At 72.1% G+C, this 13,904-nt stretch carries 12 protein-coding genes; 8 read left to right on the top strand and 4 right to left on the bottom strand.

Going from position 1 to position 13,904, the window contains the following annotated elements:
- The first annotated feature begins 210 nt into the window (after positions 1 to 210).
- Genes ACG04Q_RS18360 through ACG04Q_RS18340 form a run of 5 tightly spaced genes read left to right on the top strand, consistent with a single transcriptional unit; the run spans position 211 to position 7,459 of the window.
- Positions 211 to 2,058, top strand: coding sequence for a rhamnogalacturonan lyase (locus ACG04Q_RS18360; protein WP_394512656.1), 1,848 nt, complete (start codon positions 211 to 213; stop codon positions 2,056 to 2,058).
- A complete protein-coding gene (locus tag ACG04Q_RS18355) occupies positions 2,055 to 3,056 on the top strand; it encodes a glycoside hydrolase family protein (protein ID WP_394512653.1) in 1,002 nt (333 codons plus the stop codon). The genes ACG04Q_RS18360 and ACG04Q_RS18355 overlap by 4 nt, the downstream gene beginning before the upstream one ends.
- A complete protein-coding gene (locus ACG04Q_RS18350; protein WP_394512651.1) occupies positions 3,056 to 5,485 on the top strand; it encodes a glycosyl hydrolase 115 family protein in 2,430 nt (809 codons plus the stop codon). The genes ACG04Q_RS18355 and ACG04Q_RS18350 overlap by 1 nt, the downstream gene beginning before the upstream one ends.
- Positions 5,482 to 6,474, top strand: a complete 993-nt coding sequence (locus ACG04Q_RS18345) for a family 43 glycosylhydrolase (protein ID WP_394512649.1) — start codon at positions 5,482 to 5,484, stop codon at positions 6,472 to 6,474. Before ACG04Q_RS18350 ends, ACG04Q_RS18345 begins: the two co-directional genes overlap by 4 nt.
- Entirely contained in the window at positions 6,422 to 7,459 is a 1,038-nt protein-coding gene (locus ACG04Q_RS18340; RefSeq protein WP_394512647.1) for a hypothetical protein, read from the top strand. Before ACG04Q_RS18345 ends, ACG04Q_RS18340 begins: the two co-directional genes overlap by 53 nt.
- A 106-nt stretch (positions 7,460 to 7,565) precedes the next feature.
- Here ACG04Q_RS18340 and ACG04Q_RS18335 read toward each other — a convergent pair whose 3' ends face one another.
- Positions 7,566 to 8,327: a MipA/OmpV family protein gene (locus tag ACG04Q_RS18335; RefSeq protein ID WP_394512645.1), complete on the bottom strand. Its 762-nt coding sequence runs from the start codon at positions 8,325 to 8,327 to the stop codon at positions 7,566 to 7,568.
- 147 nt (positions 8,328 to 8,474) lie between these two features.
- Here ACG04Q_RS18335 and ACG04Q_RS18330 point away from each other — a divergent pair, with 147 nt between their 5' ends.
- The 3 genes from ACG04Q_RS18330 to ACG04Q_RS18320 are packed head-to-tail and all read left to right on the top strand — an operon-like array spanning position 8,475 to position 11,172.
- A complete protein-coding gene (locus ACG04Q_RS18330) occupies positions 8,475 to 9,146 on the top strand; it encodes a response regulator (protein WP_394512643.1) in 672 nt (223 codons plus the stop codon).
- The gene (locus tag ACG04Q_RS18325; RefSeq protein WP_394512641.1) at positions 9,143 to 10,474 is read left to right on the top strand and encodes a sensor histidine kinase; all 1,332 of its coding nucleotides are present in this window, start codon (positions 9,143 to 9,145) and stop codon (positions 10,472 to 10,474) included. Before ACG04Q_RS18330 ends, ACG04Q_RS18325 begins: the two co-directional genes overlap by 4 nt.
- 35 nt (positions 10,475 to 10,509) lie before the next feature.
- The gene (locus ACG04Q_RS18320; protein ID WP_394512638.1) at positions 10,510 to 11,172 is read left to right on the top strand and encodes a DUF2306 domain-containing protein; all 663 of its coding nucleotides are present in this window, start codon (positions 10,510 to 10,512) and stop codon (positions 11,170 to 11,172) included.
- A 12-nt stretch (positions 11,173 to 11,184) separates the two neighbouring features.
- Here the strand turns inward: ACG04Q_RS18320 and ACG04Q_RS18315 are convergent, their stop codons facing one another.
- The 3 genes from ACG04Q_RS18315 to ACG04Q_RS18305 are packed head-to-tail and all read right to left on the bottom strand — an operon-like array spanning position 11,185 to position 13,903.
- Positions 11,185 to 12,036, bottom strand: a complete 852-nt coding sequence (locus ACG04Q_RS18315; RefSeq protein WP_394512636.1) for a hypothetical protein — start codon at positions 12,034 to 12,036, stop codon at positions 11,185 to 11,187.
- A gap of 44 nt (positions 12,037 to 12,080) precedes the next feature.
- Positions 12,081 to 12,866, bottom strand: a complete 786-nt coding sequence (locus ACG04Q_RS18310) for an alpha/beta hydrolase family protein (protein WP_394512634.1) — start codon at positions 12,864 to 12,866, stop codon at positions 12,081 to 12,083.
- Positions 12,863 to 13,903, bottom strand: a complete 1,041-nt coding sequence (locus ACG04Q_RS18305) for a glycoside hydrolase family 43 protein (RefSeq protein ID WP_394512632.1) — start codon at positions 13,901 to 13,903, stop codon at positions 12,863 to 12,865. The genes ACG04Q_RS18310 and ACG04Q_RS18305 overlap by 4 nt, the downstream gene beginning before the upstream one ends.
- Between the last annotated feature and the right edge of the window lies 1 nt (position 13,904).

Raw genomic sequence — 13,904 nt, 5'->3', positions numbered from 1 at the left:
GGGTGCCCGGCCTCGCAAGAGGCCGTTTTTTTGCTGGCCACTCGCCCAGACCGCCGCGCTGGACGCGGGCGGTGTGGGCGGGCCCCGAGGGGACGGCGATGCCGGTGGCCTTGAGCCGCCAGCAGCGCCAGACGGGCCAGCTTGGGAGCGGCAAGGCGATCGGCCCGAGGCGAGGCATGACGGCCGCGTGAAGATGGAAGGAACACGGACATGACTCTCTCGTCCTCGATCTCCAGGCTGGCCTGCAGCGTGCTGCTGGCGGCCGGCGTTGCTGCGCAGGCCCAGCCCAGGCAGGTGGAGAAGCTGGACCGCGGCGTCGTCGCGCTGGCCACGCCGTCGGGCGTCTTCGTCAGCTGGCGGCTGCTGGGCACCGAGCCGGCCGGCGTGCGCTTCAACGTCTACCGCGACGGCCGGCGTGTCAACCACGGGCCGCAGGCGCTGACCAACCTTGTCGACGCGCAGGGCCGCCCCGACAGCCTCTACACCGTGCGCGCCGTCGTGTCGGGCCACGAGCAGGCGGCGTCGGCGGCGGCGACGCCGTGGAGCCAGCCCTACCTGCGCGTGCCGCTGCAAAAGCCCGACGGCGGCACCTCGCCCGACGGCGTGGCCTACCGCTACGAGGCCAACGACGGCGCGGCGGCCGACCTCGACGGCGACGGCCAGTACGAGCTGATCGTGAAGTGGCAGCCGACGAACGCGCACGACAACTCGCACAAGGGCTACACCGGCCACACGCTGCTGGACGCCTACCGGCTGGACGGCACGCGGCTGTGGCGCATCGACCTCGGCGCCAACATCCGCGCCGGCGCGCACTACACCAGCTTCCTCGCCTACGACTTCGACGGCGACGGCAAGGCCGAGGTCATGATGAAGACGGCCGATGGCACCGTGGACGGGCAGGGCCGGGTGATCGGCGACGCCAAGGCCGACTTCCGCAACGAGGCCGGCTACGTGCTGGCCGGCCCCGAGTTCCTGACCGTCTTCAACGGCCTGACCGGCGCGGCCATGGCCACCGTCGACTACACGCCGCCGCGCGGCGACGTCAGCGCCTGGGGCGACACCTACGGCAACCGCGTGGACCGCTTCACGGCCGGCGTGGCCTACCTGGACGGCCAGCGGCCCAGCGCCGTGTTCGCGCGCGGCTACTACACGCGCGCCGTGCTGGCTGCGTGGGACTGGCGCGGCGGCAGGCTGACGCAGCGCTGGGTGTTCGACAGCGCCGCCGACGAGGCGAGCAAGCCCGCGGCGGGGCAGGGCGCACACTGGTTCTCGGTGGCCGACGTGGACGGCGACGGCCGCGACGACATCGTCTACGGCGCCGCCACCATCGCCAGCACCGGCCGCCTGCTCTACAGCACCGGCCTGTGCCATGGCGACGCGCTGCACGTCAGCAACTTCGACCCCGCCCGCGACGGCCAGCAGATCTACATGGTGCACGAGAGCCCGCGCTGCTACGGCGAGCACGGCCTGGAGATGCACGATGGCGCCACCGGCAAGGTGCTGTGGAGCATGTCCGGCAACAAGACCGACGTGGGCCGTGGCGTGTGCTTCGACATCGACGCCGCCCACCCCGGCGCCGAATGCTGGGGCGCCGTCGGCGGCCTGATGAACGCCAGCGGCAAGCTCATCAGCGACAAGCACCCCAACCGCATGAACTTCGCCGTCTGGTGGGACGGCGACCTGCTGCGCGAGTCGCTGGACCATGTCGCCATCGACAAGTGGAACCCGGCTGCGTTCAAGTTCGAGAACCTGCTGAACGGCAAGCAGTTCGGTGCTGCGTCCAACAACGGCACCAAGGGCAACCCGGTGCTGTCGGCCGACCTGTTCGGTGACTGGCGCGAGGAGGTGGTGTGGCGCAACGAGGACAGCACCGCGCTGCTGGTGTTCTCCACCGCCATCCCGTCCGAGCATCGCCTCGTCACGTTGATGCAGGACCCGCAGTACCGCGTGCAGGTGGCCGCGCAGAACGCCGGCTACAACCAGCCGCCGCACACCAGCTTCCACCTCGGCGCGGCGATGAAGCCGCCGCGCTACCTGCCCATCCAGGCCACGCCATGAAGTTCATTGCCGCGTTGACGCTGCTCGCCGCTTTTGCAGGCCTTGCCGGCTGTGCCACGCCCGAGCCCGCCCCGCGCCCGCTGTACCGCGACCCCGTGCTGGACGGCGCGGCCGATGTGTCGCTGGTGTTCAACCGTGGCCTGAAGCGCTGGGAGATGTTCTACACGAACCGCCGCGCCACGCTGCGGCTGGACGACCCCAAGGACGTCTCCTGGGTGCACGCCACGCCCATCGGCATCGCGACGACCGACGATGGCAACCACTGGCGTGCGGCTGGCGAGGCGAAGTTCCCCGCCGAGTGCACCGGCACCACGCTGTGGGCGCCGGAGATCCAGGACTTCGACGGCGTCTACCACCTGTGGCTCACCATCGTGCCGGGCGTCCACAAGAGCTGGACCGGCGAGCGCCGCATCGAGCACCTCACCAGCACCGACCTGCGCACCTGGACCTGCGCCGGGCGCGCCGACCTGGGCTCGCCCAAGGTCATCGACGCGTCGGTCATCCGCGCGCCGCAGGGTGGGTACCGGATGTGGTTCAAGGACGAGCAGGGCGGCAGCAAGCTCAAGGTGGCCGACAGCGCCGACCTGACCAGCTGGACCGTGCGCGGCCCGGTGAGCCCGCTGCCCGGTGAAGGCCCGACGGTTTTCCAGTTCGCCGGCAAGTGGTGGCTGGTGGCCGACCTGTGGAAGGGCCTGCTGGTGCTGCGCTCCGACGACGCGCTGACCTGGCAGGAACAGCCCACGCGGCTGCTGGCCGGCGTGGGCCAGCACCCCACCGACCGCGCCAAGGGCCAGCACCCCGGCGTCACCGTCGTGGACGGCCGTGCCTACCTCTTCTACTTCACGCACCAGGGTGGCGAGCCCGAGGCGAAGACGGATGACCGCTGGCACCAGCGCACCGTCATCCAGTCGGCCGAGCTGACCGTGAAGGATGGCTGGCTCCACGTGGACCGCAACGCGCCGCCGCCCGACCTGCGCGCGGCGTTCCGGAGCCGTTGATGCGCAAGGGGCTGCTGGCCCTGGGGATGACGCTGGCCGGCGCAGCGCACGCGGGCCTGTCTGTCGACGTCAAGCCCTCGCCCGGCAGCCTGCCGCTCGACGGGGCCGTCATCGTCGGGGCGGCCGACGCCGATCCGCTGGAAGCCTTCGTCGCCCAAGACCTCGCCGGCGACCTGAAGCGCCTGGGCTTGCGCGCCGCCAGCAAGGGCGCCGTGCAGATCTGGGTCGGCACCGCGGGGCGTCATCCCCGCATCGACGCCTCGGGCCTGGACCTGAGCAAGCTCAAAGGCTGCTGGGAGTGCTTCCAGATCGCGCTACTGCGCGACCCCGCGCCGGGCGTGAAGCAGGCGCTGGTCATCGTCGGCGCCGACCGCCGCGGCACCGCCTACGGGGTCTACACGCTGAGCCAGGCGCTCGGCGTGTCGCCGTGGGTCTGGTGGGCGGACCTGGCACCGGTGAAGCGCGGCCCGCTGCACGTGAGCTTGAGCGGGCCGCTGCACGACGGCCCCGCGGTGAGGTACCGCGGCCTGTTCATCAACGACGAGGACTGGGGCCTGCAGCCCTGGGCCGCGCGCACCTTCGAGCCCGAGGCCGGCAACATCGGGCCGCGCACCTACGAGCAGGTCTTCCGCCTGCTGCTGCGCCTGAAGGCCAACACGCTGTGGCCGGCCATGCACCAGGTGTCGGGCGCGTTCAACGCCAACCCGAAGAATGCCGAGCTGGCCCAGCGCTACGGCATCGTCATGAGCAGCTCGCACGCCGAGCCCCTGCTGCGCAACAACGTGTCCGAATGGACCGCGCCGCACGAGCACTACAACTACGCGACGCATCCGCAACAAGTGCGCGACTACTGGGCCGAGCGGCTGAAGGCCAATGGCCGGTTTGAGAACCTCTACACGCTGGGCATGCGCGGCATCCACGACAGCGGCATGCAGGGCGGCGGCAGCGTGGCCGAGAAGCAGGCGCTGCTGAACCGGCTGCTGGCCGACCAGCGGGAACTGATCAAACAGCACGTGGGCGACCCGTCGACGACGCCGCAGGTCTTCGTGCCCTACAAGGAGGTGCTGCCGCTGCTGCCTGGGCTGGCGCTGCCGGACGACGTCACGCTGGTCTGGCCCGACGACAACTTCGGCTACCTGCGCCAGTTCCCCGACGCCGCGCAGGCGAAGCGGCCGGGCGGCTCAGGCATCTATTACCACCTCAGCTACCTCGGCGCGCCGCTGTCCTACCTGTGGCTGAGCACCACGCCGCCGGCGCTGGTGGCCGAGGAGATGGGCCGCGCCTTCGATGCCGGCGCGCAGCGGCTGTGGATGGTCAACGCCGGCGACATCAAGCCGCACGAGGTCAACCTCAGCCACTGGTTCGACCTGGCCTGGAACCCCGCCGCCGTGCGCGCGCAAGGCCAGCCGGCCTACCTGCGCAGCCTGGCGCAGCGGCTGTTCGGTGTCGCCGAGGTTGCCGATATTTGGGACGGCTACTACCGCATCAACTTCGAGCGCCGCCCCGAGCATCTGCAGTTCCACCTGCCCGGCGAGAAGGTGCGCCGCAGCGGCATGCCGCCCGGCGTGGTGAACGACCGCCTGGGCCGCTTTGCGCGGCTGCTTTCGCAGCTGGACGCCGTGCGCCCGCGCATCGCCCCGGCGCAGCGCGCGGCGTTCTTCCAGTTGGTCGAGTACCCGCTGCGTGCGTCCGCGCTGGCCAACGAGCGCTTCTTCGCGCTGGAGCGTTACGCCGCCACGCTGGAGCGCCACCCGGCCGGCGCCCGTGCCCTCGCCGCGCAGGCCGTGCGTGCCGACCAGCGGCTGAAGGCAATGACCGCGCGCTACAACGCCGGCCGCTGGGCCGGCATCCTGGCCGAGGAACCCGCGGACGGGTTGTGGACCAGCTACCGCCAACTGGCGCCGCTGCTGCCCGCCGCCGGCCTGGGCGGCGTCGCGCCCGATGCGCTGCGCGACCTCGCGACGGCCGCCGCCGACCTCGCGCCGTTGCCGCAGCCGGCGCCCGCCGCGCCGCTGTTGCGCGTCGCGAGCCACGACGGTTGGCGCCGCGTGCCCGGCCTGGGCCGCGGCGACGGCGTGCTGGCCGCCCAGCAGCCCGGTGCCACGCTGGCACTGACACCCACCGCAGCGCCCGCGGCGGCCAGTTGCCTGCGCGTGCACGTGCTGCCCAGCTACCCGCTGGCGGCGGGCGAACCCTGGCAGGCCGACGTCATCGTCGACGGCCAGGCCCACCCCATGCGCTGGCCGCGCGGCACGCAGGATGCCGCCTGGGGCCAGGGCGTGCTGGCCAACCGGCTGACCGCCACGCTGATGCTGCCCGAGCGCGCCGCCGGCCCGGAGCTGCAGCTGCAGCTCCGGGCCGGCCAGCGCGACCTGATGTTCGATGGCGCCGAGCTGCAGCCCGGCACTTGCAAAAGCACCTCATCATGAAGCTCGCCACGCTGGCCCTCGCCGCCCTGCTCGCCGCGCCCCCCGCGCAGGCCCAGAACCCGCTGGCCCTGGGCAAGGGCCTGCGCACCGCCGACCCGTCCGCACACGTCTGGCCCGACGGCCGGATGTGGCTCTACACCTCGCACGACGAAGAGTGCCAGGCTGACTTCCACATGAAGGACTGGATGGCCTTCTCGTCCACCGACCTCGTGAACTGGACCAACCACGGTGCCGTGCTGTCGGTGAAGGACCTGGCCTGGGCCGACGACTACGCCTGGGCGCCCGACGCGGCCTACAAGAACGGCAAGTACTACCTCGTCTTCCCCGCCGGCACCGGCGTGAAGGACCGGCAGAACCCCAAGAACAGCACCAAGTGGATGGGCATCGGCATCGCCGAGAGCGATTCGCCCGCCGGCCCGTTCAAGGACGTGATCGGCGCACCGCTGTGGCGCAAGCCCTATGCCAACGACCCGGTGCTGTTCATCGACGACGATGGCCGCGCCTACCTCTACAGCCGCACCTCGGGCGTCAACTACCTCGTGGCCGAGATGGCCGACGACATGCGCTCCATCAAGGGTGAGCTGCACAAGATGGACATGGGCGGCTACGAGCCGCCGATGGAAGGGCCGTGGGTGTTCAAACGGGGCAGCCTGTACTACTTCACGATGCCGGAGCACAACCGCATCCTGACCTACTACACCGCCACCGCACCCACCGGCCCGTGGACCTACCGCGGCGTCATCATGGACGCCGAGGGCGGCAACAACCACCACTCCATCGTCGAATACAAGGGCCAGTGGATCCTGTTCTATCACCGCTGGCTGGAGACGCCGGGCGCGGCCTGCAAGAAGACGCAGCGACACGTGGCGGCGGAGTACCTGACCTTCAACGACGACGGCACCATCCGCAAGATCGAGCGGACTTCGGCGGGCGTGGGTGATTTTCCCCGTCGGGCAACACCTGGCACCGCTGCTGGCATCACAAAGTAGTTTGAAAGAAGAGGCGCTGAAAGGCGTTCATGAAAGGGAGGAGCTTGTCATGATGAAGCCGGGTTCCAGGCGCCTTGTTTGGCTGGGAGGCATCGCCTGCGCCGGCGCTATCGCGTTCGCGTGGAGCGGCTGGCGTGTCGGTGGCGCCGCGGCGCCGCAGCAAGGGCCGGCATCCACGCCAGCGCCGCCAACGGCGTCTGTCGGCCCGGCCGGTTCGGCCGCTGCTGCAGCGCCGCCCGGCGCCTCCCAGCCGGCCATGGCCACCGCGGCGATGCCGGCTTCTGCCGGCTGGCCCCTCCCGCCTGCGGACGTGTCGCGCCGGCAGCGCGACATCCAGATCGCCCTCAGCAGCGACCAGCGCGGCAAGGCCGGCGAGGCGGCGAAGCACATCCAGGACTGCCTGATGGCGGAGCGAAACGCCGAGCAGCGGCGGCAGCAGATGGCCGCCAGGCAGCAGCAGTTGCCGGAACCGCTTGCTCGCGCCTTCAGGGCCCAGCACGACGAGTTGCTCGCCTCCTGCCAGGCCGTCGATGCGGCGTCCCGCGCGCAGCTGGTGCCGCTGCTTCGCCGCAGCCTGGCCGAGGGCGACAAGGGCGCTGCTGCAGGCCTGGTGCAGGCGTTGGGAAAGGACTTCAAGCTGGCGGAGGAGCCCGGCGTCCTCCCGGCACTGCGCCGTGACGCCTGGGACTGCGACCGCCTCTCGCAAAGCACGCTGAGCGGCCTGGCCCGGCGGGACCCGCAGCTGCTGACCCCCGACGAGGTCGGTGCCTTGCGCGATCTGCAGCGCCGCTGGATCAGCCAGGGTCTGGAGGCCGTGCGGCGCCAGGCCGAGGGTGACCCGAAGCGTCAGGCCGCCATCGACGGCATGCTGGCCACCCTCAAGCCGCCGCCCGAGGCCAACCTCGCGGAAGTGGCGCGGATCTCGGCCGATATCCAGAGCCGCTGCCCGGTGAAGCCGGCAGGTGCCGAGGCGCGAGGACGATGAGCGGCTACCGGCAGATCAACACGCTGGCTGCCGAACGGGCGCTGCAGCAGGTCTCCTCGGCAGACCCGCGAGCGCAACTGGCCGCGCGGCTGCTGCCGGTGCTGTCCTAGAACCGATACAACCACCCCGCAAACACGCTCGCCTGATAGCGCCGCTCCACCAGCGGGCTCTTCTCCACCGGGCTGCCCAGCTTGATGCCCGACACGTCGGCGAACAGCATCTCGTTGCTGCCCGTCACGTAGGTCAGCCGCAGGCCCACCTCGGCCTGCGTGGTGGATGAGCCCACGTAGACCGGCCGGCCCGTCAGCGCCTCGGCGGGCTTCACGCCGAAGTAGTAGTCCACGTACTTGCGGTCCACACCGCGCACGCCCGCGCGGGGCGTCACGGCCAGGTCGCCGAAGTCGAGGCGCTTCTCGTACTGCAGCGTGAAGATGCGCCCCTTGCTGTGGCCCAGCGCGTCGCCCACGGCCTCCAGCGAGATCTCGCCGAACCCGCTCTCCCAGATGGCGGCGCCGCCCAGCCACAGGCTCTCCTTGCGGCGCTCCATGCCGCGCAGGAAGTCCGAGTCCTTGGCCTTGTAGCCGTCGAAGCCGAAGCGCGTGCGCAGCCGCCAGCTGACCGGGCCGGTGCTGCCCAGCTTCACGTCCACCGTGGGCAGCGCGACCGACACCCACTCGTTCTCGTAGATCAGCAGCGGCAGCACGCGCGCCTGGGTCTTCACGCCGCGGTAGGGCTCGCGCACGGCGCCGGCACCGATGCCGGCGATGGTCAGCGAACCGGGCGTTGCGCCGCCGGGTGGCGAGGTCTGGGCGAGGGCCGGCGTGGCGATCAGCAGCGCGGCGGCGAGGCGAAGGGCGTGGGCTTGCATGGACAACTTCCTTGGATGGTGGAAAGAAACGCCGCGCAGCCTAGGAGCGCCGAATTAGCGCCGGCTTAAGGGCGGTTAGGGGCGGTCAGGCCCCGCTCACGGCGCCTCCTCACGCTGGCTTAAGTCGGCACGTTTAAGCTGCCGCGCATGCGCGCACTGCTGGTGGAAGACGACGAGATGATCGGCAAGAGCCTGACCCAGGCGCTGGCCCGGGCCGGCTGGTCGGTGGACTGGGTGCGCGACGGCGAGCCCGCCCGCGCGGCGCTGGCCGACGGCGGCTACGCCTGCGTGCTGCTGGACCTGGGCCTGCCGCGGCTGGACGGCCTCAGCCTGCTGCGCCAGCTGCGCGGCAGGGGCGAACTGACGCCGGTGCTGGTGCTGACCGCGCGCGACGGCATCGAGGACCGCATTGCCGGGCTGGACCTGGGCGCCGACGACTACCTCGTCAAGCCCTTCGAACTGGGCGAGCTGCTGGCGCGCATGCGCGCGCTGCTGCGCCGGGCCGGCGGCGTGGCGCAGTCGCTGCTGGGCCAGGGGGCGGCGCTGCAGCTGGACCTGAACACCCGCGAGGCGCTGCGGGGCGGCCAGCGCGAGGTGCTGACGGCGCGCGAGTTCGCGCTGCTGCGCGCGCTGCTGGAGCGGCCCGGCGCCATCCTGTCGCGCGAGCAGCTGGAGCAGCGCATCTACGGCTGGGGCGAGGAGGTGGGCAGCAACATGATCGACGTGCTCATCCATGGCATGCGCCGCAAGTTCGGCGCCGACGCCATCCGCAACGTGCGCGGCCTGGGCTGGCGCGTGGCGCTGGTCGACGCGGCATGACGCGCCGCCTGCCGTGGCCGCGCTCGCTGCGTGGCCAGTTGGTGCTGTGGCTGTTGCCACTGCAGCTGCTGATGACCGGCGGGCTGGCCTGGCTGTTCGCCGACAGCTACGCGGTGACGGTGTTCGAGTTCATGGACGGGCAGATGCAGGCGCTGGCCCGCTCCCACGCCGCGCGCAGCTGCGCCAGCCTGGACCTGCCCGCGCCGCCGCAGCCGGAGCACGAGGTGCATGAGGGCGGGCAGTTCGTCGTGCAGCTGTGGTGCGCGCAAGACCCGGCCCGCCATGTCAGCGACCTGCCGTCCGCGCCGCTGCCGCTGCAGCCGGTGCCCGGCTGGCACGAGGTGCCGGCCGGCGATGCGCCGTGGCATGTCTACACGGCGCCGGCGGGCGGCAGCGAGGTGCGGGTGCAGGTGGCCCAGAGCCTGCTGTTCCGCCAGCGGGAGGTCAGCGCGCGCACCTTCCTGGCCAGCCTGGTGGGCCTGCTGCTGCTGCCGGTGTCGGTGGCCGTGCTGGCGCGCGTGGTGGGGCGGGCGTCGCGGCGGCTGCAGCAGTCGGCGCAGCAGCTGGCGCAGCGCGACGAGCACAGCACGGCCCCGGCCAACCTGCAGGTGCCGCGCGAGATCGAGCCGCTGGTGCAGGCCTTCGAGGCCGTGCTGGCGCGGCTGCGCGGCGCGCTGGCGTCGCAGCGTCGCTTCGTGCAGGACGCCGCCCACGAGCTGCGCACGCCGCTGACGGCACTCAGCCTGCAGCTGGAGAACCTGCGCCCGCACCTGCGCGACGCCGGCGGCGACTTCGAGCAGCTGCAGCAGGGCATGCGCCGCGCCAGCCATCTGGTGGACCAGATGCTCAGCCTGTCGCGGCAGGACCTGGCGCCCGGTCCGCTGGCCGCCCAGCCGCTGGACCTGCGCGAGCTGCTGCGCGCCAGCATCGTGCTGGGCCTGGCCGAGGCCGACCGGCGCGGCGTGGAGATGGGCTTCGTGGACGGCGCCGACGGCCCCGTCGTGCTGCAGGCCGTGGAGGGCGACCTGCGCAGCCTGTTCGACAACCTCATCAGCAACGCGCTGCGCCACACGCCCGCGGGCGGCGAGGTGGAGCTGCGCCTCACGCGCGATTTCGTGGACGTGGTGGACAGCGGCCCGGGCCTGCCCGAGGCGATGCGCGAGCGCGTGTTCGACCGCTTCTTCCGCATGCCCGACGCGCCGCCCGGCGGCAGCGGCCTGGGGCTGGCCATCGCGCGGCAGGCGGGCTTGCGCCACGGGCTGCGCATCGAGCTGCGGGCGCGGGACGACGGGCAGCCGGGTCTGGTGGCGAGAGTGCATCTGCCTTAAGTCCAGATTCATTCATGCCGCCTAGATTGGGCGGCATGAACTCAAGCCACCCCTCCCGCATCGCCCGCCTCGCGGCCTATGGCCTGCTGCTGGTGCTCGCCACGTTGACCGGTGCGATGGCGCTGCGCTACGGGCTGCCCGGCCAGCCGTTCGCGCCGCCGCTGCCCAACCTGCTGGCGCAGCGCGACCTGCTAGTGCTGCATGCGGTGTGCGGCGGGCTGGCGCTGATGCTGGGGCCGTGGCAGTTCTCCGCGCGGCTGCGCGCGCGCCGCCCGGCGCTGCACCGCGCGCTGGGCTGGGGCTATGCCGCCAGCCTGCTGCTGGGCGGGCTGGCCGCGCTGCCGCTGGCGGTGGCGTCAGAGGGCGGCTGGGTGGCCCATGCGGGCTTCGGGCTGCTGGGCCTGCTGTGGCTGGGCAGCACGGCCGTCGCGCTGGTGCACATCCGCGCGCGGCGCGTGGCCGAGCACCGGCGCTGGATGCTGCGCAGCTTCGTGCTGACGGCCGGCGGCATCACGCTGCGGCTGCAGATCGTGCTGGGCAACCTGCTGGCCGTGCCGCTGGAGACCTACTACGCGGCGCTGGCCTGGACGTCCTGGCTGCCGCAGGCGCTGTGGCTGGAGTGGTGGCTGCGCCGCAGCCCGCCGCCGGCCCAGGCCGTGCGGCCGGCATGGCCCGACACGCAGTTCGAGCCGCGCTGAGCCGGCGCGCGTTCAGCCGCGCGGCGCTGTGGCCCGCTCGGCAAATCCGCGCCACAAGGCCATCGTGCGGGCCGTGCGGCTGGGCGGTTCGGGCGCGCGCTCGGGGATCAGCGCGGCCACCGTCTGCGTGATGCGCACGAGGAAGGGCAGCGTCAGCAGCAGCGGCAGCGCCGTCAGGCGCAGCGCGTCGCGCGTGCCGGGGGCGGTGTCGGGCAGCAGCACCGACGTGGGCAGCGTGTGCGCGTACTGCGACAGCTGCAGCGTCACGGCGTAATGCCACTGCGCATTGACGCCGCTGAGCGCGCAGCGCTGGCGCTGGCCCAGGTGGAAGGCCGGCGGGTCACCCTGGGCCATGCGCTGGCGCAGCGCCGCCTGCAGCTCGGGCGGCAGCGAGGCGAGGAAGGCGTGTCCTTCCAGCCGTGACTGCCGCTGCTGCGCGTGCGCGCGCAGCGCGTCGACCTGCGGGCCGGCGTCGTCGGCGTCGGCGAACATCTTCAACCGGCGGGTGTCGTCATGCAGCGCCCACAGCAGCAGGCGGAACTCGCGTTCCGCCGGCGTCGCTTCATGCCCGGCGATGTACTCGAAGGCATCGTGTGCCTCCACGGCGCAGCGGGCCAGGGCGCTCATGGACGACACGTCCGCCAGCGCCGCCGTGGCGGCCTGGCTGCCGTCGGGCGCGAGGCTGCGCAGCGCGGTGCAGTGGGCCACGAGCTTGAGGAAGATCTTCAGCCCCGCCGCGGCGTAGGTGGCCTGCGGCGCATAGGTGGCCAGCGCCGCCGACACGGCCTTGCCGTGCTCCAGCACGGCGTCGAATTCGCGTACCTTGGACCGGTAGTCGCCCCACGTGTTGATCGCTTCCAGCATGCTCGATTCGTTGCCCAGACAAGCGCGCTAGCGTAGGCGATGTTTCAGCTCGCCAGCCGGTCGGCGATCCAGCGGGCCGCCAACACCGGCCACTGGCCCTGCGTGCCGGCCAGCCCGCGCAGCGCAAAGCCGTGCTCGGCCTGCGGGAACACATGCGCTTCCACGTCCAGGCTGTGCTGCTGCGCCGCAACGACGAGGTTGAGCGCGTGCTGGATGGGCACGATGGGGTCGTGCAGCGCGTAGGCCAGGAACACGGGGCATTGCGGCAGGCCGTGCGGCTCGGTGGCGATGCCGATGGGCCAGGCGTCGTAGAAGGCCTGCTTCTCGGGCGGCGGGAAGTCGGGCTTGCCCGGCGGGAACTTGTGGCTGCGGTGGTTGGCGTTCAGCGGCGCGTAGGCGATGACGGCGCCGGCGCTCACCAGCTTGTGGCGCTGGCAGGCCATCACGCCGGCCAGGTGGCCGCCGGAGGACAGGCCCACGTGCAGCAGCGGCAGCGGCGGCAGCGTGGCGAGGTGGTCCAGCGCCCGCAGGCCGTCCTGCAGGGCGATGTCGGCCGCGTGGCCGTCCTGGCCGGGCAGGCGGTGCACCAGCACGTAGGCGTCCAGCCCCAGCGTGTTCAGCCACTGCGCGATCTCGACACCCTCCTTGTCGTGCATCAGCTGCAGGTAGCCGCCACCGGCGTAGACGAGGGCGCGGCCGCGCGCCGGGGTGGCGTCCTCGGCGCACGGGTAGGCGTGCAGCTCGGCGCGCGTGGGGCGGCGGCAGATGCGGTCGGGCGCGTCGCCCTCGAAGGCGTTGGGCTCGCCGGGGGACAGGGGAATGACGGTCATGGTCTGGTTTCGGGCAGGGGCAGGCCGAAGTCGGGCATGCCGTCGGCGGTGAAGGCCAGCGGCTGCACGCGCGTCGCGCGGCCGGTGTCGCGCAAAGGGTCGCCCACGATGTCGCGGTAGTTGCGCGCGTGGAAGACGTTCAGCACCGTGCCATCGGGTTCGACGAGGAAGCTGTTGTGGCCCGGGCCGTACTGGCGGTTCTCGGCGCTGCTGCTGAACACCGGGCCGGGCGACTTGTGCCAGCTCTTCGCGTCCAGCAGGTCGGCGCCCGCGTCGGCCCACAGCAGGCCCAGGCAGTACTCCGCACCGGTGCCGGCCGCGGAGTAGCTGACGAACACGCGGCCGCCGTGCGCGAGCACGGCCGGTGCCTCGTTGACGACGTGGCGCACCTTCTCCCACGCGTACTCGGGCTGCGTGAGGCGCACCTGTGGGCCTGCCAGCTCGGTGGGGCTCTTCATGCGCGACAGGAAGATGTCGGTGCTGTGGTTCTTCTTGGCGGGGTCGGTCTGCGCCCAGGCCATGTAGCGCTGGCCGCGGTGTTCGAAGACGGTGGCGTCCAGTGTGAAGGTGTCCCACGCCGTCCTGATCTGCCCGCGTTCGGCCCATTCACCCTGCATCGGGTCGGCGGACGCGTTCTCCAGCGCCCAGAGGCGGATCTTCCAGGGCTCCTTCGCTTCGCCCGCACTGAAGTAGATGAACCAGCGGCCGTCGATGACATGCAGTTCCGGCGCCCAGATGTGGTGGCTCATAGTGCCGCTGGCGTGCTTGCGCCAGATGACCTGGGGCTCGGCCGTGGCGAGGCCGGCGATGCTGCGCGCGCGGCGCAGCTCCAGCACGTCGTAGGCCGGCACGGTGGCCATCAGGTAATACCAGTCGCCATGCCGCGTGATCTGCGGGTCGGCGCGCTGGGCGACGAGCGGGTTGGGCCAGGGCAGCGGCGCGGGCACCGATGTGGCGGGCGCCTGCGCGAAGCCGGGCAGCGCCGGCACGAGCAAGGCCGCGGCGAGCGCCGAGCGGCGCGAGATCAGCAGGGTCAAG

Origin of the sequence: Pelomonas lactea (assembly GCF_043555885.1) — a bacterium.
Taxonomy (GTDB): Bacteria; Pseudomonadota; Gammaproteobacteria; order Burkholderiales; family Burkholderiaceae_C; genus Pelomonas; species Pelomonas lactea.
Note: the sequence above shows the minus strand (reverse complement) of the source record. Positions and strands in the feature narration are given on the sequence as shown.

Bases quoted from the DNA above. Each gene is read 5' to 3' on its own strand.
- ACG04Q_RS18325 (WP_394512641.1), top strand. From the start codon at position 9,143: ATGACGCGCCGCCTGCCGTGGCCGCGCTCGCTGCGTGGCCAGTTGGTG.
- ACG04Q_RS18330 (WP_394512643.1), top strand. From the start codon at position 8,475: ATGCGCGCACTGCTGGTGGAAGACGACGAGATGATCGGCAAGAGCCTG.
- ACG04Q_RS18335 (WP_394512645.1), bottom strand. From the start codon at position 8,327: ATGCAAGCCCACGCCCTTCGCCTCGCCGCCGCGCTGCTGATCGCCACG.
- ACG04Q_RS18320 (WP_394512638.1), top strand. From the start codon at position 10,510: ATGAACTCAAGCCACCCCTCCCGCATCGCCCGCCTCGCGGCCTATGGC.
- ACG04Q_RS18360 (WP_394512656.1), top strand. From the start codon at position 211: ATGACTCTCTCGTCCTCGATCTCCAGGCTGGCCTGCAGCGTGCTGCTG.
- ACG04Q_RS18350 (WP_394512651.1), top strand. From the start codon at position 3,056: ATGCGCAAGGGGCTGCTGGCCCTGGGGATGACGCTGGCCGGCGCAGCG.
- ACG04Q_RS18345 (WP_394512649.1), top strand. From the start codon at position 5,482: ATGAAGCTCGCCACGCTGGCCCTCGCCGCCCTGCTCGCCGCGCCCCCC.
- ACG04Q_RS18315 (WP_394512636.1), bottom strand. From the start codon at position 12,036: ATGCTGGAAGCGATCAACACGTGGGGCGACTACCGGTCCAAGGTACGC.
- ACG04Q_RS18355 (WP_394512653.1), top strand. From the start codon at position 2,055: ATGAAGTTCATTGCCGCGTTGACGCTGCTCGCCGCTTTTGCAGGCCTT.
- ACG04Q_RS18310 (WP_394512634.1), bottom strand. From the start codon at position 12,866: ATGACCGTCATTCCCCTGTCCCCCGGCGAGCCCAACGCCTTCGAGGGC.